This window comes from Vibrio sp. QJM3NY_27, assembly GCF_057785955.1.
On sequence record NZ_CM173511.1, the window covers coordinates 680,791 to 705,110 of the forward strand.

Below are 24,320 nucleotides of genomic sequence, written 5' to 3' on the forward strand. Positions count from 1 at the left end.
GATGCTAGAGGTTAAATCAGTTAATCAATATTACGGTGAGAGCCACACGCTGTGGGATTTGGATATGCAGATCCCTGAAGGCAAGTGCACAGTGTTAATGGGACGAAACGGTGTCGGTAAAACGACGTTGCTGCAATGCATCATGGGATTGGTTAAGGTCGAAAGCGGTGATATCTCATTATCGGGTGAGTCGCTGCTGAAAACCGACGCTGAAGAGCGTGCGCGCCAAGGTATCGGTTATGTGCCGCAAGGTCGTCAGATCTTTCCGATGCTCACGGTTCAAGAAAACCTAGAAGTAGGCTTGCCGATTCGAGAAAAGGGCGACCGTAAGATCCCTGAGCTCATCTTCGATATATTCCCAGTGTTAAAAGAGATGCTGCATCGTCGCGGAGGTGACTTATCTGGTGGTCAGCAGCAGCAACTGGCGATTGGGCGTGCGCTGGTGGTCAATCCAAAGCTATTGATCTTGGATGAACCGACCGAAGGTATTCAGCCCAATATCGTGCAAGAGATTGGTGACATCATTCGCATGCTCAACGAGAAGATGGGACTCACAGTCCTGCTTGTTGAACAGAAGCTGCCATTTGCGAGAAAGGTCGGTGACCGATTTTGCATTCTCGACCGTGGTCGTCAGGTAGCTGAAGGAGAAATGAAAGGGCTCAATGAGTCTTTGATTAAGGAGTACCTAACCGTATGAGCTCTCTATATTCTTCGAGTGAAGCAATAAACACTTCTTTAGCGGGAGTGTTGTCTCTGAATGAGACCATCGAGCAAGATATCCGAGACGGTTGGCAAGCGAGTTTAAACCTCACCTTTGTCGACCGTGGTGATAAAACCGTATTAAAGAATCGCCAGCAGTCTGGTCCGCTTGCGGTGCAACGTCCCTTGTATCCTGATGGGGAAACGTGTCACACCTACTTACTTCATCCCCCCGGCGGAGTGGTAGGTGGTGACACTCTCAATATTGAAGCGACCATCGAAAGCGGTGCGCATGCGTTGATCACCACACCCGGTGCGACCAAGTTTTATCGCTCAAATAACAAGTACGCCAAGCAGAAGCAGACCCTACGAGTGAAGAAAGGTGCACGCTTGGAATGGATGCCGCAAGAGAACATCTTTTTCCCGAATGCACACGTTCGTTTAGACACTGAAATTCGCCTAGAAAAGGGTGCACAGTTTTGGGGTTGGGAGATGCACTGTTTTGGACGCCCTGCACAGAATGAGGGATTCGAGCATGGTCACCTCGTTGGGAAAACAGAAATCTATCTTGATAATCAAAGGCTTCTGACTGAAGGTTTTAATTTTCACGGTGGCGATAAGTTAATGATAAATATGGGGTTACTTGATTATTCAATGATGGGAACCTTTTATATCACCTCAAATGAGAAGCAAGATTTAGAGTTGGTACAGAGCTTGCTCTTATCTATTACACAGCAAGCTTCACAGCAATCAGTTACATCAAAAGCGTCGAGTGAACCCACATTAATATTGGGCGTGACTCAGATAGAAGGATTGATTGTGGTGCGAGCCTTGGGTAATTGGAGTGAAGACATCCTCCAGGCCTTTGGTCAGATATGGCAAGCAACTCGCTCTCATTTATGTGGTACGACTCCTGATTTACCAAGGATTTGGGCGACTTAGCGATTAGCCCTTTTTGTACCTAGGGTGACTTCCGACCCTAGGTACATTTTTTCAAGCTTGCTGTGATTGAATCCCACTTACTGCTCATGTGTTTTTGAGCACTAAGAAAACAACACTAACAGCGGGCGGCTAAATGGAATTAACACCAAGAGAAAAAGATAAGCTACTTATCTTCTGCGCAGGAATGCTGGCACAGCAGCGCAAACAAAAAGGCTTAAAACTCAACTACCCAGAATCTATTGCACTGATCAGCATTGCCATTCTCGAAGGTGCCCGCGAGGGTAAAACCGTTTCAGAGTTGATGGATTTTGGACGCACACTGCTTACTGTCGATGACGTTATGGAGGGGATCCCTTCCATGATCCCTGATGTACAAGTCGAAGCCACTTTTCCTGATGGCACCAAGCTGGTGACCGTTCATGAACCTATCGTGTAGGGAGAAGTAATATGGCTGGTTCCACAAAGCAATACTCAGGATTCGTTCCCGGAAAAGTCGAAACCGCTCCCGGTGACATCACTCTCAATGAAGGCCGCGACACAACGTCCGTTAAGGTGCAAAACATTGGCGATCGTCCTGTTCAAATTGGCTCTCATTATCACTTCTATGAAGCAAACCCTTCGCTGATCTTTGACCGAGAAGCTACTAAAGGCTTTCGACTCAATATCCCTGCAGGTACTGCAACCCGCTTTGAGCCGGGTCAGTCGCGCAGCGTCGAGTTAGTGCGTTACGCCGGTAAGTTAGAGATCTATGGCTTCCAAGGAAAAGTGATGGGCAAGCTCTAAGCGCTCCCACGGAATAATGAAAATAACAAAGGATTGAACATGGCGACGATATCCAGACAGGCTTATGCCGAAATGTTTGGGCCAACAGTCGGTGACCGAGTGCGTCTTGCTGACACCGATTTATGGCTAGAAGTTGAAAAGGATTACACGGTATACGGCGACGAAGTGAAATTCGGCGGCGGCAAAGTTATCCGTGATGGACAAGGGCAAAGCCAACGTCCAAGTGCCGAAACTCCAGATTTGGTGATCACTAACGCGATTGTGTTGGATTACTGGGGTATCGTAAAAGCCGATGTCGCCATCAAAGATGGCCGCGTTCAGGCATTGGGCAAAGCGGGCAACCCAGATGTTCAACCGGGCGTTGATATTGTGATCGGCCCGGGCACGGAGATTTTAGCAGGTGAAGGTTCAATCCTGACTGCTGGTGGCATTGATTCGCACATCCACTTTATTTGCCCACAACAGATTGAAGAAGCACTGGCGTCAGGTGTGACGACCATGATCGGCGGCGGCACGGGACCAAACACAGGTACTAACGCGACCACATGCACGCCGGGGCCTTGGAACATGCACCGCATGTTGGAGTCACTCGATCAATTCCCGATGAACTTTGGTTTGTTAGGCAAAGGCAATGCCAGTCAGCCAGAAGCTCTACGCGAACAAGTAGCGGCAGGTGCTGTGGGTTTGAAGTTGCACGAAGACTGGGGAACCACACCCGCTTCAATCGATACCTGCTTGAGCGTTGCCGATGAAATGGACGTACAAGTCGCGATTCATACCGATACCTTGAATGAGTCTGGTTTTGTTGAATCGACACTTGGCGCAATCGGTGATCGCGTGATTCATACCTATCACACCGAAGGTGCGGGCGGTGGTCATGCTCCCGATATTATTCGTGCTGCAGGTGAGCCGAACGTTTTGCCCTCCTCAACCAATCCAACACGACCTTACACCATCAATACCGTCGATGAGCATTTAGATATGTTGATGGTGTGTCATCACCTTTCACCATCGATTGCTGAAGATGTTGCGTTCGCCGAATCGCGTATTCGCCGTGAAACCATTGCCGCAGAAGACATTCTTCATGACTTAGGCGCGTTCTCGATGATCGCTTCGGATTCACAAGCTATGGGGCGAGTGGGTGAAGTAATAACTCGAACTTGGCAAACCGCGCACAAGATGAAAGTTCAGCGCGGCAGCCTAAAAGAAGATTCAGACTACAGCGATAACTTCCGATTAAGACGCTATGTCGCTAAGTACACCATCAACCCAGCGATCACTCATGGTATGTCTCATGAAATCGGCTCTATTGAAGCAGGAAAGCTGGCGGATTTAGTGTTGTGGAAGCCCGCTTTCTTTGGTGTGAAACCGAGTGTAATTTTGAAAGGCGGCATGATCGCCATGGCGCCGATGGGTGACCCAAACGCTTCAATCCCAACCCCTCAGCCAGTTCACTATCGTTCTATGTTTGGTAGCTATGGTAAGGCGTGTCAGAACACATCAATGCTGTTTGTTTCTAAGGAAGCCAAAGCGCAGAACATCGATAAGCGACTGGGTTTACAGAGCTTGATTGGCGTAGTGAGCAACTGCCGGAACATCAGCAAAGCCGACATGAAGCTTAACGATTGGATGCCAAAAATTGAGGTGGATTCTCAGACGTATCAAGTGCGCGCCGATGGGGAATTACTGACGTGTGAACCAGCTGAAGAACTGCCAATGGCTCAAAGATATTTTCTATTTTAAGAGCTCGGCTGAAGGCTCTTATTTTGAACGTTATAAATCTCACAAGGAGATTGAGGTAATAGCATGATTGAACTTACTCAAATTCAAGCCGAGTTGAACACGGCTCCAGATGGCTTTCTAAGCCTACCGATCGATAGCCGCATCAAAAGCCGTCTTAAGGTGATGCTAGATGATGGGCGCAATGCAGGGCTGTTTCTACCACGAGGTCATATCTTGCGTGGCGGCGAACAACTCTCAAGTGAATGTGGCTTGATCGTGGAAGTGAAAGCGGCACCTGAAACCGTTTCGACTGTTTACTGTGAAGACCTGCTCCTGCTAACGCGAGTGGCTTACCACCTTGGTAACCGTCATGTTCCGTTGCAAGTGGAAGCGGGTTGGGTTCGTTATCAACACGACCATGTTTTGGATGAAATGGTTGAAGGCTTAGGCGCTAAAGTGACTACCGAGAAACAACCGTTTGAACCAGAAGGCGGCGCTTATGGCGGTCGCTCAGGTGGTCATCATCACCATCATTAATCGAGTCATTGATGACTCACTAAACGATTTATATAACAACAAATATTAATAACTATAAACGCAAGGAACTCGCGATGAACTTTAAAACAGCTGCAGGCTTATGCACTTTCACCATAACTTCTCTAACAACATCAACATTGGCTTTGGCTCACCCTGGTCATGGATCTCACTCGGTTCATGAGTCCCACTCATTTATGTCTGGCTTAACTCACCCGGTGACAGGCATGGATCATCTGATTATGCTGATCGCTTTCGGTCTATTAATTGGCGCACTGTCGTTTTCAACCAAGATAAAAGCCGCTCAGATTGGCGGTGGATTGGCGTCTTTAGTGGTAGGGCTTATTGCAGGCCAAGCCTTAGGTTTCTCTGTAATTGTTGAGCCAGCCATTATCGCTTCTCTGTTCGTCGTCAGCTTATGTTTATGGCACGTATTCTCACCATCAACCAAGCGTGTAAACAGCGTATTAGTCGCTTCCATCGCTATGTTGTTTCTCCATGGTTACGCACACGGTGTTGAAGCCGCGAGTAATCTGACTCAATTCGCAACCGGTATGAGCATCAGTGCTCTGGCATTAATGGTTATCGGTACTTTTGTTGGCCGCGCGGTTTTCTCTAAATGGATGTCGGTCGGTGTGGCTTCAGCAAGCGCACTATTGTTGTTAGGCGCGTAAGCTCTCGAACTTTTCGATTCTAGAAGACAGAGAGCAAGAGTATGACCACAACAGAAAATGTCGCCATTTATCGTCTCTTTCAATTGATCAGTCCATCGTTGCCGATTGGTGGTTTCACTTATTCGCAAGGCTTAGAGTTAGCGGTTGAAGCGGGGTGGGTGACCAATCGCGATAGCATGGAACAGTGGCTTAATACCATTGTTAGTTCCAGTGTCGCGACCTTGGAATTACCCATCTTAGAGCGTCTTTATCATGCTCTAGAAAAGGGTGAAATCGATGAGATTGAGCATTGGTGTAACTACTTATACTCAAGCCGCGAAACCAGTGAATTACGAGCGGAAGAAAAGCAGCGCGGGCATGCATTGAACACCTTGTTGAAGCGCTTAGATATCGATATTTCGCTGGTGGATTCTGTTGATAGTCATCCAAACCAATTGTTGGGCATGTGTATGGCGGCTCAGCATTGGAGCATTGATTTAGAAAGTCTCAAGCAAGGTTACTTATGGAGCTGGCTTGAAAATATCGTTACCGCAGGCGTGAAACTGGTGCCTTTGGGACAAACCGATGGGCAGTTGGCATTGATTAATATCACCAACACGTTTCCCGAGATCATTGAGAAAGCACGCACGATAGAAGATTGGATGATAGGGAGCTTTTCGCCTTCGATGGCATTAGCGAGCTCACTGCACGAAACACAATACACACGACTATTTCGTTCGTAGCGGCCAGCTAGAACGGTGTAGTAAAAAGAATATAAGGAAGTAGACAATGGAAAGTTATAAGCAACCCCTTCGAATTGGTATTGGTGGCCCGGTAGGGTCTGGTAAAACAGCGCTATTAGAAGTGCTATGTAAAGCGATTCGCGACAAGTTAAACATTGCCGTGGTAACCAACGACATCTACACCCAAGAAGATGCCAAGATACTTACGCGAGCAGAGGCTCTAGAACCGGATCGTATTATTGGTGTAGAAACGGGTGGCTGTCCGCACACGGCGATTCGTGAAGATGCGTCGATGAACCTCGCGGCAGTAGAAGAGCTGGCTAAGTTACACAAGAACCTCGATGTGGTATTCGTCGAAAGCGGTGGTGACAACCTGAGTGCCACGTTCAGTCCTGAATTAGCCGACCTTACTATCTATGTAATCGATGTGGCGGAAGGGGAGAAGATCCCACGTAAAGGTGGGCCGGGTATTACGCGTTCTGATCTGCTAGTCATCAACAAGATCGATTTAGCACCATATGTAGGAGCGTCGCTTGAGGTGATGGAGCAAGACACGCAGCGCATGCGACCAACCAAGCCATATGTGTTCACCAACCTAAAAGAGAGCCAAGGCTTAGACTTCATCATCAACTTTATCGTGACAGAAGGGATGCTAACCATGAAGGAGCCTTCTACGACTGAGTCGTGAGTAGGGAGTAGAGTTTGAATCTGCTCGTTTTCTTTTGAAGCCATAGATACAAAAAAGCCCTGTCGATTATTCGATAGGGCTTTCTGGTTTTAAATGATTTTTAACGTCCTAGTTGAATCTAAAGCTCGCTCTTCGCGACTCTTGTTGTCACTTGCGATTCAATCACGCCATCTTCAACTTGAGTGGTGATCACTTCACCTACTTCGACGTCATTAATCGATGACACGGTCTTACTCGATGCTGAATGAGTAATGCTGTAGCCACGCTTTAGGGTTGCAAGTGGACTAACGGTCTCTAACTTCTCGGCAGCCATGGCTAGCTGGTGGCGAGTGGTTAGCAGTGTTTTATCCATTGCATCCAATAGTTTTTGCTCTGAACGTTGTAGATGCAGTTTTTGTTCACCAAGGCGCTTTACTGGTGAGTTTAATTGAAGCTGGTGCTGTTTACGTTCAACACGCTGTGCATGTTGCTTTAGGTATTGAGTCATACCACGACGTAAACGCATGTCTAAGTCATCAAGCTGCTGACTCTGCTTTTGCAGTTGGTAGCTCGGGTGCTGTTTCTCCAAACGGTATTTCAACGTTTGAGTTGATTGTGCTTGTTTGATTAGCACATGACGAATCGCACTCACTAAACGAGCACGTTTAGACGCATAAGCTTGCTCTTTATGACTGTTGTCACGGCTAACCAATTCAGCGGCTGCTGATGGCGTTGGAGCTCGCATATCTGCCACGAAATCCGCGATAGTGACATCGACTTCATGCCCAACGGCACTGATAATCGGGATCTGGCTTGCTGCAATGGTGCGAGCGACGATCTCGTTATTGAAACACCATAAGTCTTCTAATGAACCGCCGCCACGACCCACGATCAATACGTCACACTCGTTGCGCTCATTGGCACGTCCAATCGCTTGAGCGATCTGAATCGAAGCTCCTTCACCTTGTACCATGGTCGGATACACGATGACTGGCAATGAAGGGTCGCGTCTCTTGAGAACATCGAGAATATCGAAGAGGGCTGCGCCGGTTTTAGAGGTGATGACACCGACGCACTTAGGATGTTCTGGCAGAATCTGCTTACTGGATTGAGCGAACAAGCCTTCCGCCGCCAAGTTCATCTTAAGTTTTTCAAATTCTTGCTGAAGCTTACCATCACCCTCTGGCTGCATGCTTTCGATAATCAGCTGATAGTCACCGCGTGGCTCATAAAGAGACAGACGTGCTTTGACTAAAACTTGATTACCGTTCTGAGGCTTAAAAGTCACACGGCGATTATTGCCACGAAACATAGCGCACTTAACTTGAGCGCGAGAGTCTTTAAGCGTGAGGTACCAGTGACCAGAGACAGGTGCAGAGAAATTTGAGATTTCACCAACGAGCCAGACTATTCCCATTTCGTTTTCTAATAGGAGACGAACCTCTGAGTTGAGGCGAGAAACAGTAAAGATGTTTGGATTAGTCATAGAAGCACTATCTTTCCTTGAAGGAAGGTCTTTCTTGGAATCTCACAGGGCGTGAGTATGGAAGATAGCGGCAATATAATACATAGCAAGGGGGTAAATGCAAATTAAAAATACAAAAATGTGTAGCCAAGCGATTTCGTTGGCCGTATAATCCGTCCGCAATATCTAATCCAAATGCAGTTTGATTTTCCTTAATTGGCTGCCCTCATTAGGCGAAACGATGAGATTGGATTGTTTCTTTTTACTCCTATTATTGTGAGATATTGCAAATGCTAAGAATTGCCAAAGAAGCGCTGACATTCGACGACGTACTGCTAGTGCCAGCACACTCCACCGTTCTCCCTAATACAGCTGATCTTCGCACTCAGCTGACGAAGAATATTTCCCTAAACATCCCAATGATCTCTGCATCGATGGATACTGTGACAGAAGCTCGCCTAGCGATTGCACTGGCACAAGAAGGCGGAATAGGCTTCATTCATAAGAACATGTCTATTGAACAGCAAGCTGAAATGGTTCGCCAGGTTAAAATTTACGAAGCAGGTGTGGTTTCTCACCCTGTGACTGTAAACCCTGACGCGACAATCGCTGATGTTGTAGCCCTTACTCAAAAACACGGCTTCGCCGGTTTCCCTGTTGTTACTGAAACAAACGAACTTGTTGGTATTATTACTGGCCGTGACGTTCGCTTTGTGACTGACCTTTCTAAGAAAGTTGATGTAGTAATGACGCCTAAAGCTCGCCTTGCTTCTGTTAAAGAAGGTGCAACTCGTGAAGAAGTTCAAGAGAAAATGCACGAAGCGCGCGTTGAAAAAGTTCTTGTTGTAAATGATGACTTCCAGCTAACTGGAATGATCACTGCAAAAGATTTCCATAAAGCAGAACGTAAACCAAACGCTTGTAAAGATGAGCGCGGCAGCCTACGTGTAGGTGCAGCTGTTGGTGCTGGTGCTGGTAACGAAGAGCGCGTTGCTGCGCTTGTTGAAGCTGGCGTAGACGTTCTACTTATCGACTCTTCACATGGTCACTCTGAAGGTGTACTTAACCGTATCCGTGATACGCGTGCTGCATACCCTGATCTACAAATCATCGGTGGTAACGTAGCAACCGGCGCTGGCGCTCGTGCTCTTATCGAAGCGGGTGTTAGTGCGGTTAAAGTAGGTATCGGCCCGGGTTCAATCTGTACGACTCGTATCGTTACTGGTGTTGGTGTTCCTCAAGTAACAGCAATCGCAGACGCAGCTGAAGTGGCTAACGAATACGGTATTCCAGTAATCGCAGATGGCGGCATCCGCTTCTCTGGCGATATCTGTAAAGCTATCGTTGCTGGCGCATCTTGTGTGATGGTTGGTTCAATGTTCGCGGGTACTGAAGAAGCACCGGGTGAAGTTATCCTTTACAACGGTCGTTCTTACAAGTCTTACCGTGGTATGGGTTCTCTTGGTGCTATGTCTCAAGGTTCTTCTGACCGTTACTTCCAATCTGACAACGCTGCAGACAAGCTTGTTCCAGAAGGTATTGAAGGTCGTATCGCATACAAAGGTCGTCTAAAAGAGATCGTTCACCAACAGATGGGCGGTCTACGCTCAAGCATGGGCCTAACGGGTTCTGCAACTGTTGAAGATATGCGTACTAAAGCTGAGTTTGTTCGTATCTCTGGTGCGGGCATGAAAGAATCTCACGTACACGATGTTCAAATCACGAAAGAAGCACCTAACTACCGTTTAGGTTAATAATACGTCCAAACGTTTGAATAATGTGCTGATTTAGTCGGCACATTATTTTATCTACCGTCTGTTTTGTTAAAAGTCCGATTTTCTCAAAACACGTGGTTAAAGATATCTAACGAAAACGTTTGCTTTATTTCTTGAAGAGTTAATCAGAGGTGAGTAAACTCGCCTCCGTTTTATCACATAGCCAATAAGACTGCTTACAATGACTAAAAATATTCATGACCAACGTATTCTAATTCTGGACTTCGGTTCTCAATACACACAGCTAGTAGCTCGTCGTATTCGTGAGATCGGTGTTTACTGTGAACTTTGGAGCTGGGACGTAGAAGAAGCGGATATTCGTGAATTCAATCCAGACGGTATCATCCTATCTGGTGGCCCTGAAAGTGTTACGGAAGAGAATTCTCCACGTGCACCTCAGTACGTATTTGATTCAGGTGTTCCTGTCTTCGGTATCTGCTACGGCATGCAAACGATGGCTGAGCAACTTGGCGGTAAAGTAGCAACGTCTACTGAGCGCGAGTTCGGCTACGCAGCGGTACAAGTAACGGGTGAATCTGCACTTTTCGCTGACCTTGAGACGACTCAAGATGTTTGGATGAGCCACGGTGACAAAGTGGTTGAAATCCCTGCTGATTTTACAAAAATCGCAGAGACAGACACTTGTCCATACGCAGCAATGGCAAACGAAGATAAGAAATACTACGGTGTTCAATTCCACCCAGAAGTAACGCACACTAAAAACGGCCTGAAAATGCTTGAGAACTTCGTTCTTAACGCGTGTGGTTGTGAAGGTCTGTGGACTTCAGCGTCTATCATTGAAGATGCAGTTGCACGTATTAAAGAACAAGTAGGTGACGATGAAGTTATCCTTGGTCTTTCTGGTGGTGTTGATTCATCTGTAGTTGCGATGCTTGCTCACCGCGCTATCGGCGACAAACTAACATGTGTATTTGTTGATAACGGCCTTCTTCGTTTAAACGAAGGCGAGCAGGTTATGGACATGTTTGGTGACAAATTCGGCCTTAACATCATTAAAGTTGATGCTGAAGATCGTTTCCTTAACGCTCTGGAAGGCGAAGCTGAACCAGAAGCGAAACGTAAGATCATCGGTCACGTATTCGTAGATATCTTCGACGAAGAGTCTAAGAAACTGAAGAATGCTAAATGGCTTGCTCAGGGTACTATCTACCCAGACGTAATCGAGTCTGCAGCATCTAAGACTGGCAAAGCACACGTAATCAAATCTCACCACAACGTTGGTGGCCTTCCTGATGATATGGAAATGGGCCTTGTTGAGCCTCTACGTGAACTGTTTAAAGATGAAGTACGTAAGATCGGCCTAGAGCTTGGTCTTCCATACAATATGCTTTACCGCCACCCATTCCCGGGTCCAGGTCTAGGTGTTCGTGTACTTGGCGAAGTGAAGAAAGAGTACTGTGATTTACTGCGTCGTGCTGATGCTATCTTCATTGAAGAGCTTCACGCTGCTGACCTTTACCACAAAGTATCTCAAGCATTCACGGTATTCCTACCTGTACGTTCAGTTGGCGTAATGGGCGATGGCCGTAAGTACGATTGGGTTGTATCTCTACGTGCAGTAGAAACTATCGACTTCATGACTGCTCACTGGGCACACCTACCATACGACTTCCTGGGTAAGGTATCTAACCGTATTATCAACGAAGTTAACGGCATTTCACGTGTTGTTTACGATATTTCTGGTAAGCCACCAGCAACTATCGAGTGGGAATAATCTCTTAGAGATTTAACCAGTTTTGATTAAGATCTTAAGCCTCGAACTCAGTTCGGGGCTTTTTTCTTTCTGATTCTGGGTATTAAAGAGCTATATATAACCGCTAGAAACCGAATGAGTTGGAAACTAGATATCAGCTCAAGAAAGTATGAGACGCGTTGTTACGTTTAACTATACATAAAACTATCACTCGCACTTTTTATAAATTCATACCGCAACAACTAGGTCATTTCCCACGCGCCGCATACTCTTTGATGGACTTATTAAGGACAGATAAGAGAATCCATCATGTTAAAAATCAAATATTTGGCGACAGTAGTTGGCTGCACTTTAGCAGCACACAGTTACGCGTCTTTGAACATTCAACCTGATCCGCAAAACCCGAATGGTTACCTTGTTGAAAAGTCGGCATTACAAGCTGCAGAACAAGCGAAAACAGCCGATCCTATGTATGCGATCTGGTCACAAGCATTACAAACTCGTCCCAACAGTATTGTTGAAGCGATTGAGCCGGGTTTAGCCTCTAACCCTGAAAACGTGAAACGAGTCGAGCGTGTGTTCCCTCAATCTGAATGGGACTTCCTCACTCAGATGGCTGCACCTGAATACACATACACTCGCTTCTTACGCGCGATTGGTAAATTCCCAGCCTTCTGTGGAGAGTACACCGATGGCCGTGACTCCGACGCCATCTGTAAGAAATCCATCATCACGGCCTTTGCTCATTTCTCTCAAGAGACGGGCGGGCACATCGCGATAGACAACACCTCTGATAACCCATTAGCGCTAGAAGAGTGGCAGCAAGCGCTGGTGCATGTTCGTGAAATGGGCTGGTCAGAAGGCCAAGAAGGTTACACCACGGGGTGTGGCCAGAATGACTGGCAGAATGCGCGCTGGCCATGTGCGGCAGGGCAGGGCTACTTCGGGCGTGGTGCTAAACAGCTTTCTTACCATTTTAACTACGGCGCGTTCTCTGAAGTGATGTTCGATGGCGATGCAACGGTTCTATTGAATAATCCAGGTTTGGTTGCTGATTCATGGTTGAACTTAGCTTCTGCTATTTGGTTCTTCTTAACCCCACAAGCACCTAAGCCTGCAATGCTGCATGTTATTGACCGTACTTGGACACCATCTCAACGTGAATTGGATGCGGGAATTGGTTATGGATTTGGTACCACGATCAACGTGATTAATGGCGGTATCGAGTGTGGCGAGCAAAATAAAGACAAAGGCCAACCCGTTAACCGTATTCGTTATTGGGAAGGGTTAGCGGCGCATTATGAAATTCCTGTAGAGGCGGATGAAGCTAATACATGTTGGCAGCAAACGCCTTACGGAAGCTTGAACCTCAACGGTGCAACCGATGTGTTGTACACCAACTGGGATGGCAACTGGAAATACTACGCAGACCGTCCTGAAGGGTACTCATTTGAATGTGAACTTGTTGGTTTCCAAACTGCATACTCTGCCTTGGTTGCTGGAGATTACGAGAAGTGTGTGACCAATTTTTATGGTTCTCATGCGAGCTGGCCAGAAGTTAAAGTGGTCGATAAGCTTGATCCGGTAGATCCTGGGACAGATCCGGGTGGTAATGGTTGGAGTGCGACTAAGGTTTATAACGCTGGCGACCAAGTTACTCACAACGGTGCAACCTACGAAGCGAAATGGTGGACACAAGGGGATGACCCTGCCAATGGTGGCCCTTGGAAATTGGTTACTGGAGAGCCAACTCCACCCGTGACAGATCCATCGCCAGTTGACCCTGCACCTGTCGATCCTGCTCCGGTAGACCCACCAATCACAGAACCGCCTGTTACTGAGCCGCCTGTCGTCGTTGATCCATCGGTGTTTATCACATGGCAAGCGGGCGTTAGCCAAGTGAGTAACGGTGACAAGGTGACACATAACGGCAAGTGTTTCGTGGCTAAAAACGGCCCGGGTGTATGGGAAAGCCCGGTTCAGTCGAATTGGTTCTGGGATGAAATTAGCTGTAATTGATCGTCTGAATACTGAAAAGCGGTCTAACCGACGAGTTCAGTAGTACGACCATAATGATATAAATAATCAAAAGCCGAAAGTTTCTACTTTCGGCTTTTTTTCGTTTCGAACTTGGCTATCTAAGCAGGGCTATTGGTCTATTTGGCTATGTTGAAGCGCATTTAAAGACTAATTATCCAGTTAGAGGATAAAGTTCTGTACAAATGGTGGTTGTGAATTTATATTCAAATTTAATTTATATTTATTCTTTTTATTTTAGGGTTAAGGTGTACCTATGGAACAGACAGATATCACGTCACTCATCCCCATTGTGATTACTTTGGTGTTGTCGTTGGCGACAAGGAATGTGGTGATAGGCCTTTTTGCTGGTGTACTCAGTGGCGTTGCGATGCTTACTGGTATGTTTAGCGAACTTAACCCGCTTGATACGTTTGGTACTATGGTTAAAGGTTACCTAGTCCCTCAACTTACCGACAGCTACAACGCAGGTGTGATCATGCTGTTGGTGTTCATCGGTGGCTTTGTTGCTCTGATGGAGAAATCAGGTGGTGGCGTTGCATTTGCCAAGCGTGTTACTCAATGGGTAAGCAACAAATGCCAAGCTCAAATCTCAGCATGGTTTGGTGGAATCGTTATATTTTTCTCAGACTTAGGCACCCCTTTAATTGTTGGCCCTGTTTTTCGTCCCCTTTTCGATAAACTGAAACTCTCAAGACAGAAGCTAGCATTCATCATCGACTCAACCTCGTCGCCCGTTGCTATTCTTATCCCTTTCATTGGATGGGGCGTTTACATCATGAGTCTGATTCAAAAAGAACTCACGGCGTTGAATGTCAACATGTCTGATTGGGATGCCTTCATCGGTGCGATTCCTTTTCAGTTCTACGCATTCCTAGCGATTTTCATAGTCCCGTTAGTGTCCGTTAAAGGTTTAGACTTTGGGCCAATGGCAAAAGCCGAGCGTGATTGCCAAGCGGGAATCGATACTGGCGTGAATAGCGACTCACTGAATCCGTTCTCGCATAAAAATGCAAAGGCATCTTTTGTTTGGGCTCCATTGTTAGTGATGCTGGTGGTGTTGTGTGCCATGTTAGTTCCACAAGGCTTCCCGTTTCAAAAGGTCGCGGGTTCATCGTTCAGAGCTGCTTTATCATCGGCTTATTTCTTTGCGGCGATTACCTTGATCTCACTCATGGCTTACTACGGTGTAAGAAAACTGTCTGATGGTGTTTCAGTGTATTTAAAAGGCATGGGAAACATGATGCCCGTAGCGATCATCTTAGTATTGGCGTGGGCGTTAAGCACAGTCGGTAAAGAGCTAGGTGCAGCGGCCTATATCGCCGAGCAAGCACAGAGCGGCTTTCCATACTGGTTAGTACCAGCGGTCGCTTTTTTGTTGTCGGCGATTATTTCATTCGCTACAGGATCATCGTGGGGAACCTTCGCGATAATGATGCCATTGGTTATTCCAACCGCGATTGCGATTGACGCACCGCTACTCGTCGCAATTGGCGCTGTGTTGTCTGGTGGTTTGTTTGGTGACCATTGCTCACCGATCTCTGAAACAACGATTCTTTCTTCAACAGGGGCAGGGTGTGACCAGTTTGAACACTTTAAGACGCAGCTACCTTATGCATTGATGAACGGCTCTATCGCTTTGGTTAGTTTTGTCGTGGCAGGCTTTACTGGAAGTGCATGGGTGGTTCTAGGTGCGCTTGTTGCTCAGCTTATCCTTGTGACTCTGTTAGCTAAGCGCGATGCAAGTAAAAACGCTTCTTCAGAAGTTCAATCTCAAGTGTCTGATTCTAAAGTTCAACAAGCGTAATTTAAGATTACAAATGAGAGACTAGATACGGGATGCGAGTAAACGAGTAGCGAAAAGCTCGCTCCCTATCGTTCGTCACTTTATACCTCATATTCCTTACTCTATCCATCATTCCCTATAGCGAGGTATGAGCGTAGTAGGGAATCTCTCGCGTTTACTGTTGGTGTATATATTGAAAGGCAGATTCCAGATATCTCGTTCCTCGATTCTGGAATGACGCTCTAATGAGTAGATACGGGATGCGAGTAAACGAGTAACGAAAAGCTCGTCTTATTATTACTCGTGTTTGCTATTTAGTTTCTCGCTTACTCAATCTAAACACGCTCTTCGTATCCCGCTTAATCGAATCTAAAGACTTTTTCGCATCTCGTATCTCGTTACTCGCATCTTTTTTATAGCGTGATAGGGAATCTGTTTATTGATAGTTTCGGTGAATTAAACAAGCTGGTTATGAAACTAATTTTCCATAAGATCATTTGTACAATCTTAGTTTGCGATAACTGGATTACCTAGTTGTACGGTTTATAGATTAAAATTTTCTGATAATTTTTATCGTTTTTTTTTAATCAACCACTTTAATAAGGTAAATTCGCAATGTCCACCAAACTAGCTAACCCAGCGCCACTAGGCTTAATGGGTTTCGGTATGACCACTATTCTTCTTAATATCCACAACGCAGGTTTCTTCCCAATCGATTCTATGATTCTTGCAATGGGTATTTTTTACGGTGGTTTGAGCCAAGTTATCGTGGGCACTATGTGTTTCAAACGTGGTGACACGTTCGGTACGACAGCATTTACTTCATACGGCCTATTTTGGTTATCTCTAGTTGGTTTGATCGTGATGCCTTACATGGGTCTTCCAGCAAGCCCTGCTGCATTCATGGGTTGGTACCTACTACTATGGGGCATCTTCACAGGCTTCATGTTCATCGGTTCTCTATGTTACCCAGTAGCGAAGCAAGTAGTATTCGGTTCACTAACGATCCTGTTCTTCCTACTTGCAGCTCGTGATTTCACTGGCAGTGAACTAATCGGCACTATCGCTGGTTTTGAAGGTATTTTCTGTGGCGCTTCAGCTATCTACTTTGCAATGGCACAAGTAATCAACAACGAATACGGCCGTACAGTACTGCCTATCGGTGAGAAGAAAGCACCTCAAATGGCAACACAAGAAATCGCTGCTTAATACTCTAACTCGGGAACAGTTAGTTTGTTATAAGCCGTTTATTGGTTATGAATAAAACAAAAGGGGTTAGCCGAAATGGCTAACCCCTTTTTTATGCGTTATTAATAGCGCTATTTGTTAAAGCGATCTATTTGCTAAGGAAAGCTTAAGCTGAAGGTTGCTCTACAGGTTTAGTGTCTGCAGCTTCTGCTTCAGGAGACTTACCTGTTTTACGCTTGTACTTCTCTTCCCAGTAAGTAGCACCTTTGATACCTAGTTTTACAGGATTAAATGTGTACTCAGTTACGCCTTGTTTCTGTTGCTCTTCATAATCAGCAAGTGCTTTAAGCGCTGGCTTAGACATGAAGAAGATGATCAGAATACCTACGATGTTTAACCATGCCATCAAGCCAACACCAACATCACCCATTGCCCATGCAAGGTTAGCTGTTTTGACTGTGCCATAGAAAACCGCAGTGATAAGAACAAGCTTAAGTACGAACATCATGCCAGGGATCTTGATGGTACGACGTAGGTAAGCAATATTCGTTTCTGCGATGTAGTAGTAAGCAAGAATCGTTGTAAATGCGAAGAAGAACAGAGCAAATGCGATGAATGGCTTACCAATGCCTGGTAGTGCACTTTCAATAGCAAGCTGTGTAAATACAGGACCATTCGCGCCAATGTTTGCTGCTAGGTTCTGAACAAGGAACACGCCTTCAGCGCCGCCGTGAACGTTGTAAGCACCAGTGATGATGATCATGAACGCTGTAGCAGAACATACTAGAAGAGTATCAATGTAGATAGAGAACGCTTGTACCAAACCTTGTTGAGCTGGGTGATCTACATTTGCCGCCGCTGCCGCGTGAGGACCAGTACCTTGACCCGCTTCGTTTGAGTAAACACCACGCTTAACACCCCAACCAATTGCAGCACCAAAGCCCGCCATAGGTGTGAATGCATCGCCAAGAATCATTCCGAAAACAGCTGGCACTTGACCGATGTTTAGCAAGATGATGACGAACGCGATAATGATGTAAGCCAATGCCATGAATGGAACAACAATTTGTGTGAAGTTCGCAATACGTTTAACACCACCAAAGATGATGAAAGCAAGGATGATAGCAACAACAGTACCAGTGAAAATTTTAGCGAAACTGAATGTACCGATAGCTGTTTCAATCATGTCGCCTGAGCCAAATGCAGCTTCTACAGCATTACCAATACTGTTTGACTGAACACCTGGAAGCAAAATACCACATGCAAAAATAGTTGAGATAGCGAAGATCCATGCGTACCACTTCTGGCCCATCGCTTTTTCAATGTAGTAAGCCGGACCACCACGGAACTGGCCTTCGTCTTCTTCTTTGTAGATTTGCGCTAGCGTAGATTCTGCGTAAGCAGTCGCGGCGCCAAAGAAGGCTACAACCCACATCCAGAATACTGCACCCGGACCACCGAAACCGATAGCGGCAGCAACACCGGCAATGTTACCTGTACCTACACGGCCAGATAGCGAAACGGCAAGAGCTTGGAAAGACGAGATGCCTTTTGTAGAGCTTTTACCTGATAGTAGCAAGCGCCACATTTCAAAGAAGTGACGGATTTGAACAAATCGAGTCATGATGGAGTAGAACAAACCTGCACCTAAACATAGGTAGATAAGTACTGGGCTCCAGATTATTCCATTCAAAAAATCAACGAATGACTGCATGAGTATTTTCCCTGTTAGTTTTACTTATGATTGTTTTTCGAACAACACAATACTTCACTTGTAACCCAAGTGTTAAATTATTTAACTGCGCATTAGGATTACTGTGACATAAAGCAAGTTACAGAGGAGGTTTGTTAACGCTTAGTTCTAATTCGATAATCGTTCCATTTAACTTCATATGCAACTGTATGTATTTTCTGGCGTTTTGCAGAGTGAATAAATAGTGATTAATACAAAAATGGAAATTTGAGCCATGCAGAAGAGACAAAATCGAGAAAAACAGCGGTGAAAACCGATTAGCATGAACGGCTGATATATGAGTGGCGAGATGGATTTGATTGGAATATATCACCTTCATCGAGTGATCTCGCAGGTCTAAGAAACTGTGCCTTTGAAGGCTCGATAATTCTGGCCTTAATGTTTACTGAGTAAAAGTGGCTAGTTTGATGCGTGTTTCAAACAACCACAAACCCTCGCGCCTGTAGTTCTTGAGCGAACTCAGACTGAGTATTTGGTTCGCCATGTATCAAATGCAGCTCTTTTGGTGGAACGGAAATTCCTGCTATAAATCGGTTGAGATCCTCTTTATCGGCATGAGCCGAGTAGCCAGACATGCCATGAATTTGAGCATTAACCTCAACGTCTTTGTTATCAATAAAAACCTGTGTTTTACCTTGTTGCAACTCGCGCCCGAGCGTTCCGTGTGCTTGATAGCCCGCTAAAATCAAATCGGTGCGTTTATCTGGAAGCAAAGCCGATAAGTAGTTCATGATCCTGCCGCCCTGACACATTCCAGAAGCTGCGACCACAATTGCGGGTTCACCTGTCGACTTAAGACGATTGACGATTTTCTTGTGCATTCTATGCCCATCAACGGTAATGCATTGCTCAAAAGCGAGTGGGTGACGTTTCAGCTCTAGGCGCTGTTTAGCTTCTTGACCCCATAACTCTTTAAAGCGTCGGTATGAACGCGTTACTTTCTCTGCCATAGGCGAATCGAGGATGATAGGAATATCGGCGCTGAGTTGATGCTCAAAGATCAGGTTTTCAATATCAAACAACAGTTCTTGTGTTCTTCCGATACTAAATGCCGGGATCAGGATGACACCACCATTGAGTAGTGAACGGTCAATAATTGCTTTGAGACGCTCAGAGCGTGTTGCAATATCGTCGTGCGTGCTGGTGCCATAAGTGGATTCAATAAATAGGTAATCGGCTTGTTGTGGTGGTTTTGGATCCGGCAGCAGTGGCGTGTTACTTGGGCCCAAGTCGCCTGAAAAGACCACCACTTCTTGGTTTGGTAACTTAAGCTCAATATAGGCGGAGCCTAAGATATGCCCAGCAGTTTGAAAACGAGCATACAGAGTATTTGGCCTATGATGATCCCTTCCGTCGTTTTGCTGTTTAGAGACAATTGGAAACCACTCTCCATAAGGCTTGGGAGCAATCAACGAATGAATTTTTTTAAGGATGAGTTTGGATTGTTTATGGCTGAGCCCTTGCAGTTTTAAGCCGTCTTCAATCATTAAAGGAGCGAGTTCAGCCGTCGCCTGAGTGCAATAAATCGGTTGGTTAAAGCCACTGGCGAGTAACCAAGGTAATCGACCAATATGATCAATGTGAGTATGAGTCAGCAGCAGAGCGTTAAGGTGGGACGTTTCAAATTCAATATCAAGAGGGCGTGCGTCTTCCCCTTGAAGCTTTTTACCTTGAAGATCTAAACCTTGAAAAAGGCCACAATCGATGAGTACCGCTTGGCCTGAATCTCTTAATTCGTGACAAGATCCTGTGACGGTATGTTTGCCGCCATGGTGAATCACTTCCATCGTTTACTCCCATTGCTCTATAAAGCCATTAACGCCTGTTTTTATTTTGCGGATAAGCGCCGGCATGTAAAACAAGAACAATGAGAGTTGCGATCGTTGAGTGTCTTTTTAAGTAACTGAGCGATGACTCAGTGTATTCGTTGCGAGTTAGCTCCTGTTCCCTCTGTGACTACCTTATTAACGCGTAGAAGAACGGTCTGAATCCAGCTCTGGGTTTTGTTGAGCCTCTAAACGAGCCACTTCGGCATCAAGCTCTGCTATTTTTTCAGCCATAATTGCGTGACAGCGATTGGCCAGCTCTCTTGCATCGCTGAGCTTGTATCCAGACACATCGATAGGTTCAAGCATCTCAGTGATCACAATGCCATTATTAACTCGGTTGAGGTCAATCTTATTGTGCGTGGTGCTGGTACACATAGGGGTGATAGGTACACCGGCTTCAATCGCCATTCGGAAAGCGCCCGTTTTGAATGGCAGTAATCCACGCCCTTTACTGCGTGTTCCTTCTGGGTAAACCCAAACAGACAGATCTCGCTGATGAATGGCTTCCGCCACTTGCTTGATCGTATCGCGTGCTTTAGATTTATCTTCGCGGTTAATCATGATGTTACCGGTGATCCAATACAGCAGACCAAAGAAAGGCACATACAACAAATCACGCTTGCCTAAAGAAACGGTACGAGGCCTTAGCATCCCTGGGTCAGTCACAAAGTCTAATATGCTTTGGTGGTTAGAGATGTATACGCTTTTTTCTGACGTTGGCGCATTGTCTAGGCCGCGCTGCACCAGTTTTACACCGACGATCTTTTGTAGCTGATTGAACCAACGACAGAAAACGTACACATGCTTGGGATTCTTGGGGCTAAACAAGCAGTAAACAAAAGCACAGAGGGTGGTGAAAATAATAAACACCGTAGCCAAAATTATACGAAGAACAGCAAGCACAATTCACTCCTTACTCACCGCAAGATTGCAGTGATTAAATAGTTTTAGATGCTTGAAGTTTTCACTCTATTTAACCGAATTGCAACAATTAACTGTTGTAGGGGGCTGTTTTTAGATCTTTATATAAAACAATGACTAACAATGGGTGTTTGACACGATCATCGAGCTTACACGTGTTCACCAGTAGCGAGGCATGTTCACCAATACTGTTTATTTGGATCCGACTTTTCTACCCATTCCGGATCTTGACGCGACTCTAAATAGAGTTGTAGGCCGTTATAGGACATGAAAGCTGCAGGGCCACCAAGATGTTCGAAATAGTCAAAATAATCATCTTCGAGTGAACAAAGGTGAGCTAAATCTTTAACGTTATTCATCATTGCCCATTGAATAGCGAACACCGGAGCCGTCGAACCTGAAATGCTGACTTCTTCGACATTTGGGTTGAACAGTGAATTGGCTTGCTCAAGCTGTATCTCTTCTTGCTCAGACTCTTGCTGTAACACCTCTTCGATGATCTCTGAGCGTTTGGTATTAGAGACATTCTTATTCAGCTTGGCGATTCGCAGTGCGTAGCTAAAACGGTCTGTTGAAACGATGTCGACAAGTTGCGATAGCAGTTCTTTGTCTACGCCCGCAGCCTTGGTGAAATAGTCGATACATGAATTGATTGAAGCATAACGAGTACCGTCGAATTCAAAGCCACTGGTTTCGTCGTAGGCCTCGATTACAATGTCATCAACCGACAAAGGCCAACCTTTATAGTCGATTCGCTGCTTGGCGATTTGATACATCTTCCAAGCACTGCGCCCAAACCCACCGAGCGTCGAGCCAGAGAAATCTGAATCAATAAGCTCTTGCTCCGTCCAGTTCTCACCAATCCCTAGGTGCTTTGCGTATTTATCGATGAGTGCGTGTTTTATCTGATCGCGCACAGCCCAAATTGAGGTTAGATCCTTTGCATACCTAACACTCGCGCACTCCTTGCAAGCAGGCAGTGCAATCGGTGAATAGTCTATCTTGGCAATAGCCTGTGCAGTCTTAGGGAATTCAACAACATCATTGGAAGGTTCACCACAAAACCAACAGGTGTGGCGCAGGTTAAATGGGATGTCTATGTACGAGTATGTGGTCATTAGTCTTTTATCGGCTAGGTGCTTGAGGTTGGTTTAATTATCAAAGCAATTATCTCCGTTAGCACGTCGCCTTGCACCTTGTTTGTTTTATTTTTCTGACGAAACTGATTCGAGATGTGACTCGCCTGATGAGCTCATTAGGTAGATGTTGATATAAAACAGTCACTAACGATTAATGTCGATTCGTGTTGCTGAACTTACATGTGCCGCTAGCAATCACCCAAGCTCCCCATTACTATTGAGATAGGCTCCTTACTCTAATAGCGCATATGTCCTCATCGATTTCTTTTTACGATAAAAATGCTTACACACTTTGTGAACAGTACAACTCAGTGACGTTCGAGACGGTGCATAAAAGCTGGCAAGCTTATTGGCCTTTAGAGGGCGATAAAGTACTAGATGTCGGTGCTGGGAGCGGTCGTGATGCGTTATGGATGCACAATGCCGGAGCTGATGTTATTGCGATAGAACCAAGTGCTTCATTACGCGAACAAGGCTCGAAATATACAGGCCCAAGTGTTACCTGGATTGATGATTCACTTCCCTCGCTTAGCCGCACTGAAAACCTCGGAATGCGTTTTGACTTGATATTGGTCAGTGCGGTTTGGATGCATCTCGCTCCGTCTCATCGAGAGCGTGCATTTAGAAAGTTGTCTAACTTGCTAGCTCCAAATGGCAAGCTGGTGATCACTCTACGTCATGGAGAGTTTCAAGACAGTCGGCAAGGGTATCAAGTCTCGGTTGAAGAGCTTGAGCGTTTATCAAAAAACAGCGCCTTGTTGGTTCGTCATGTCGATGATAGCCAAGATACATTGAACCGCAGTGAAGTGTGGTGGCAAACCGTTGTGATGACATTACCAGATGATGGTTCTGGCGACTTGAACAAGGTGCGCCACATTATTGTGAATGACAACAAGTCGGCGACATACAAGTTGGCTTTGTTGAGAACATTACTGCGAATTGCTGATGCTCATTCAGGCTCTGTGATTGATCGAACTGATGGGAAAATTTCTCTACCAGTGGGCTTGGTTGCTCTGTATTGGGTTAGGCAGTTTAAGCGACTGATTGATATCGACATAGAAGGCGCTGGGATTCAGCAAAATAGCAACACAACGAAGGGACTTGGGTTTGTAAAAGAGGACGGATGGAATAAACTCAAACACTTAAGTGCTGATGATCTAGCGATAGGCGCTATGTTTCTCGGCGATGAAGCTAAGGCTCTACAAAAGCTATTTTCACAAACGATCAGCACCATTAAATCAGGGCCTGTGACTTTTATTTATCAAGGCTCGAAAGACACCCGACTATTCGATATATACCCTCCTAAAAAACGACGGAAGAGCCGAGAATCGCTGATCATTGATAGTGAGTTCCTAGAAAGCTTTGGTTATTTCATACTCGATGAAAGCCTGTGGGAGTGCTTTAGAATCTACCACTCTTGGATTGAACCGCTGGTGGTGAACCAATGGGTAATGGAGATGCAGCGCTTCGAGTTGAACCGACAGCGAAGTATCTCACTACAGACTTATCACGACTGCTTGGTATGGATCGATCAAAAGCATGATACTCGCGATGTGCGTAAACGTGTCGAGCAACTTAGAACTGATCGTGCCGGTATTGTCAGCGTATGGAGTGGAAAATCATTAAAAAATGAGTATCACGTTGATCACTGTTTGCCTTTCGCTTACTGGCCAAACAACGATAAGTGGAATCTCTTTCCTACTACAAGCAAAGAGAACTTAAGTAAAAGTGACAAAGTTCCTACGGCTGAAAAGCTTCGCTCGTCCAAGTCGCGGATTCTAGAGTGGTGGCAACTCGCTTGGAACGATTCGGCTCATTTTGAACAACAATTCTTTTCAGAAGCCGCTCTTTCGTTACCTAACATCCCTGCACAGTGTCGAGACTTTGAAGAGGTGTTCGATGCAATGGGATTGCAGATACGTGGTGTAAAAAGCCGACTGTTGATTAGTGAGTGGCACTGAACATTAAGT

Annotated in this window: 20 protein-coding genes; 15 read left to right on the plus strand and 5 right to left on the minus strand. The window is 45.7% G+C overall.

Annotated features, from left to right (window positions below; genetic code table 11):
• Window position 1 precedes the first annotated feature (1 nt).
• From urtE to ureG, 9 genes are all read left to right on the plus strand, one after another.
• Window positions 2–697 carry an urea ABC transporter ATP-binding subunit UrtE gene (gene urtE, locus AC3CIA_RS03035; RefSeq protein ID WP_171329508.1) on the plus strand — a complete coding sequence of 232 codons (696 nt, stop codon included), beginning with the start codon at window positions 2–4 and terminating at the stop codon, window positions 695–697.
• Window positions 694–1,641: an urease accessory protein UreD gene (locus tag AC3CIA_RS03040; protein ID WP_171308767.1), complete on the plus strand. Its 948-nt coding sequence runs from the start codon at window positions 694–696 to the stop codon at window positions 1,639–1,641. The genes urtE and AC3CIA_RS03040 overlap by 4 nt, the downstream gene beginning before the upstream one ends.
• A 133-nt stretch (window positions 1,642–1,774) precedes the next feature.
• Window positions 1,775–2,077 (plus strand): urease subunit gamma, encoded by a 303-nt coding sequence (gene ureA / locus AC3CIA_RS03045; RefSeq protein WP_488518497.1) that lies wholly within the window; start codon window positions 1,775–1,777, stop codon window positions 2,075–2,077.
• A gap of 11 nt (window positions 2,078–2,088) precedes the next feature.
• A complete protein-coding gene (locus AC3CIA_RS03050) occupies window positions 2,089–2,424 on the plus strand; it encodes an urease subunit beta (RefSeq protein ID WP_004735120.1) in 336 nt (111 codons plus the stop codon).
• Between the two features lie 39 nt (window positions 2,425–2,463).
• On the plus strand, window positions 2,464–4,167 hold the full coding sequence (gene ureC, locus AC3CIA_RS03055) for an urease subunit alpha (RefSeq protein WP_488518498.1): 1,704 nt from the start codon (window positions 2,464–2,466) through the stop codon (window positions 4,165–4,167).
• Window positions 4,168–4,230: 63 nt separating this feature from the next.
• Window positions 4,231–4,683: an urease accessory protein UreE gene (ureE, locus tag AC3CIA_RS03060; RefSeq protein WP_488518499.1), complete on the plus strand. Its 453-nt coding sequence runs from the start codon at window positions 4,231–4,233 to the stop codon at window positions 4,681–4,683.
• A gap of 74 nt (window positions 4,684–4,757) precedes the next feature.
• Window positions 4,758–5,354 carry a HupE/UreJ family protein gene (locus AC3CIA_RS03065; RefSeq protein ID WP_488518500.1) on the plus strand — a complete coding sequence of 199 codons (597 nt, stop codon included), beginning with the start codon at window positions 4,758–4,760 and terminating at the stop codon, window positions 5,352–5,354.
• 41 nt (window positions 5,355–5,395) lie between these two features.
• A complete protein-coding gene (locus tag AC3CIA_RS03070; RefSeq protein ID WP_428784816.1) occupies window positions 5,396–6,076 on the plus strand; it encodes an urease accessory protein UreF in 681 nt (226 codons plus the stop codon).
• Window positions 6,077–6,122: 46 nt separating this feature from the next.
• Entirely contained in the window at window positions 6,123–6,764 is a 642-nt protein-coding gene (gene ureG, locus AC3CIA_RS03075; protein ID WP_004735125.1) for an urease accessory protein UreG, read from the plus strand.
• 118 nt (window positions 6,765–6,882) lie between these two features.
• On the opposite strand, the gene xseA is transcribed toward ureG, so the two are convergent.
• Window positions 6,883–8,229 carry an exodeoxyribonuclease VII large subunit gene (xseA, locus tag AC3CIA_RS03080; RefSeq protein ID WP_029405079.1) on the minus strand — a complete coding sequence of 449 codons (1,347 nt, stop codon included), beginning with the start codon at window positions 8,227–8,229 and terminating at the stop codon, window positions 6,883–6,885.
• Between the two features lie 269 nt (window positions 8,230–8,498).
• On the opposite strand from xseA, the gene guaB reads away from it, so the two are divergent.
• The 5 genes from guaB (at window position 8,499) to AC3CIA_RS03105 (ending at window position 16,729) form a co-directional block, all read left to right on the plus strand.
• Window positions 8,499–9,962 (plus strand): IMP dehydrogenase, encoded by a 1,464-nt coding sequence (guaB, locus tag AC3CIA_RS03085; RefSeq protein ID WP_004735127.1) that lies wholly within the window; start codon window positions 8,499–8,501, stop codon window positions 9,960–9,962.
• Window positions 9,963–10,164: 202 nt separating this feature from the next.
• The gene (gene guaA / locus AC3CIA_RS03090) at window positions 10,165–11,718 is read left to right on the plus strand and encodes a glutamine-hydrolyzing GMP synthase (RefSeq protein ID WP_065206933.1); all 1,554 of its coding nucleotides are present in this window, start codon (window positions 10,165–10,167) and stop codon (window positions 11,716–11,718) included.
• A 288-nt stretch (window positions 11,719–12,006) separates the two neighbouring features.
• Window positions 12,007–13,716, plus strand: coding sequence for a chitinase (locus AC3CIA_RS03095; RefSeq protein WP_488518501.1), 1,710 nt, complete (start codon window positions 12,007–12,009; stop codon window positions 13,714–13,716).
• Between the two features lie 274 nt (window positions 13,717–13,990).
• Window positions 13,991–15,541, plus strand: a complete 1,551-nt coding sequence (locus tag AC3CIA_RS03100; RefSeq protein WP_146457577.1) for a Na+/H+ antiporter NhaC family protein — start codon at window positions 13,991–13,993, stop codon at window positions 15,539–15,541.
• A 594-nt stretch (window positions 15,542–16,135) separates the two neighbouring features.
• Entirely contained in the window at window positions 16,136–16,729 is a 594-nt protein-coding gene (locus AC3CIA_RS03105) for an acetate uptake transporter (protein WP_010440610.1), read from the plus strand.
• Window positions 16,730–16,874: 145 nt separating this feature from the next.
• On the opposite strand, the gene AC3CIA_RS03110 is transcribed toward AC3CIA_RS03105, so the two are convergent.
• The 4 genes from AC3CIA_RS03110 to AC3CIA_RS03125 all read right to left on the minus strand — a co-directional run bounded on the left by AC3CIA_RS03110 (window position 16,875) and on the right by AC3CIA_RS03125 (window position 22,329).
• Window positions 16,875–18,422, minus strand: coding sequence for an alanine/glycine:cation symporter family protein (locus tag AC3CIA_RS03110; RefSeq protein WP_065206930.1), 1,548 nt, complete (start codon window positions 18,420–18,422; stop codon window positions 16,875–16,877).
• Window positions 18,423–18,877: 455 nt separating this feature from the next.
• Window positions 18,878–20,248, minus strand: a complete 1,371-nt coding sequence (locus AC3CIA_RS03115) for an MBL fold metallo-hydrolase (protein WP_054548081.1) — start codon at window positions 20,246–20,248, stop codon at window positions 18,878–18,880.
• Between the two features lie 177 nt (window positions 20,249–20,425).
• Entirely contained in the window at window positions 20,426–21,193 is a 768-nt protein-coding gene (locus AC3CIA_RS03120; protein WP_146457575.1) for a 1-acylglycerol-3-phosphate O-acyltransferase, read from the minus strand.
• A gap of 197 nt (window positions 21,194–21,390) precedes the next feature.
• On the minus strand, window positions 21,391–22,329 hold the full coding sequence (locus AC3CIA_RS03125; RefSeq protein WP_065113463.1) for a hypothetical protein: 939 nt from the start codon (window positions 22,327–22,329) through the stop codon (window positions 21,391–21,393).
• A gap of 269 nt (window positions 22,330–22,598) precedes the next feature.
• On the opposite strand from AC3CIA_RS03125, the gene AC3CIA_RS03130 reads away from it, so the two are divergent.
• The gene (locus AC3CIA_RS03130) at window positions 22,599–24,311 is read left to right on the plus strand and encodes a class I SAM-dependent methyltransferase (RefSeq protein ID WP_146457573.1); all 1,713 of its coding nucleotides are present in this window, start codon (window positions 22,599–22,601) and stop codon (window positions 24,309–24,311) included.
• Window positions 24,312–24,320 lie beyond the last annotated feature (9 nt).

Bases quoted from the DNA above. Each gene is read 5' to 3' on its own strand.
- AC3CIA_RS03095 (WP_488518501.1), top strand. From the start codon at position 12,007: ATGTTAAAAATCAAATATTTGGCGACAGTAGTTGGCTGCACTTTAGCA.
- ureC (WP_488518498.1), top strand. From the start codon at position 2,464: ATGGCGACGATATCCAGACAGGCTTATGCCGAAATGTTTGGGCCAACA.
- AC3CIA_RS03125 (WP_065113463.1), bottom strand. From the start codon at position 22,329: ATGACCACATACTCGTACATAGACATCCCATTTAACCTGCGCCACACC.
- AC3CIA_RS03040 (WP_171308767.1), top strand. From the start codon at position 694: ATGAGCTCTCTATATTCTTCGAGTGAAGCAATAAACACTTCTTTAGCG.
- AC3CIA_RS03070 (WP_428784816.1), top strand. From the start codon at position 5,396: ATGACCACAACAGAAAATGTCGCCATTTATCGTCTCTTTCAATTGATC.
- ureA (WP_488518497.1), top strand. From the start codon at position 1,775: ATGGAATTAACACCAAGAGAAAAAGATAAGCTACTTATCTTCTGCGCA.
- AC3CIA_RS03050 (WP_004735120.1), top strand. From the start codon at position 2,089: ATGGCTGGTTCCACAAAGCAATACTCAGGATTCGTTCCCGGAAAAGTC.
- AC3CIA_RS03100 (WP_146457577.1), top strand. From the start codon at position 13,991: ATGGAACAGACAGATATCACGTCACTCATCCCCATTGTGATTACTTTG.
- ureE (WP_488518499.1), top strand. From the start codon at position 4,231: ATGATTGAACTTACTCAAATTCAAGCCGAGTTGAACACGGCTCCAGAT.
- guaB (WP_004735127.1), top strand. From the start codon at position 8,499: ATGCTAAGAATTGCCAAAGAAGCGCTGACATTCGACGACGTACTGCTA.
- urtE (WP_171329508.1), top strand. From the start codon at position 2: ATGCTAGAGGTTAAATCAGTTAATCAATATTACGGTGAGAGCCACACG.
- AC3CIA_RS03115 (WP_054548081.1), bottom strand. From the start codon at position 20,248: ATGGAAGTGATTCACCATGGCGGCAAACATACCGTCACAGGATCTTGT.
- guaA (WP_065206933.1), top strand. From the start codon at position 10,165: ATGACTAAAAATATTCATGACCAACGTATTCTAATTCTGGACTTCGGT.
- xseA (WP_029405079.1), bottom strand. From the start codon at position 8,229: ATGACTAATCCAAACATCTTTACTGTTTCTCGCCTCAACTCAGAGGTT.
- AC3CIA_RS03130 (WP_146457573.1), top strand. From the start codon at position 22,599: ATGTCCTCATCGATTTCTTTTTACGATAAAAATGCTTACACACTTTGT.
- AC3CIA_RS03110 (WP_065206930.1), bottom strand. From the start codon at position 18,422: ATGCAGTCATTCGTTGATTTTTTGAATGGAATAATCTGGAGCCCAGTA.
- AC3CIA_RS03065 (WP_488518500.1), top strand. From the start codon at position 4,758: ATGAACTTTAAAACAGCTGCAGGCTTATGCACTTTCACCATAACTTCT.
- ureG (WP_004735125.1), top strand. From the start codon at position 6,123: ATGGAAAGTTATAAGCAACCCCTTCGAATTGGTATTGGTGGCCCGGTA.
- AC3CIA_RS03105 (WP_010440610.1), top strand. From the start codon at position 16,136: ATGTCCACCAAACTAGCTAACCCAGCGCCACTAGGCTTAATGGGTTTC.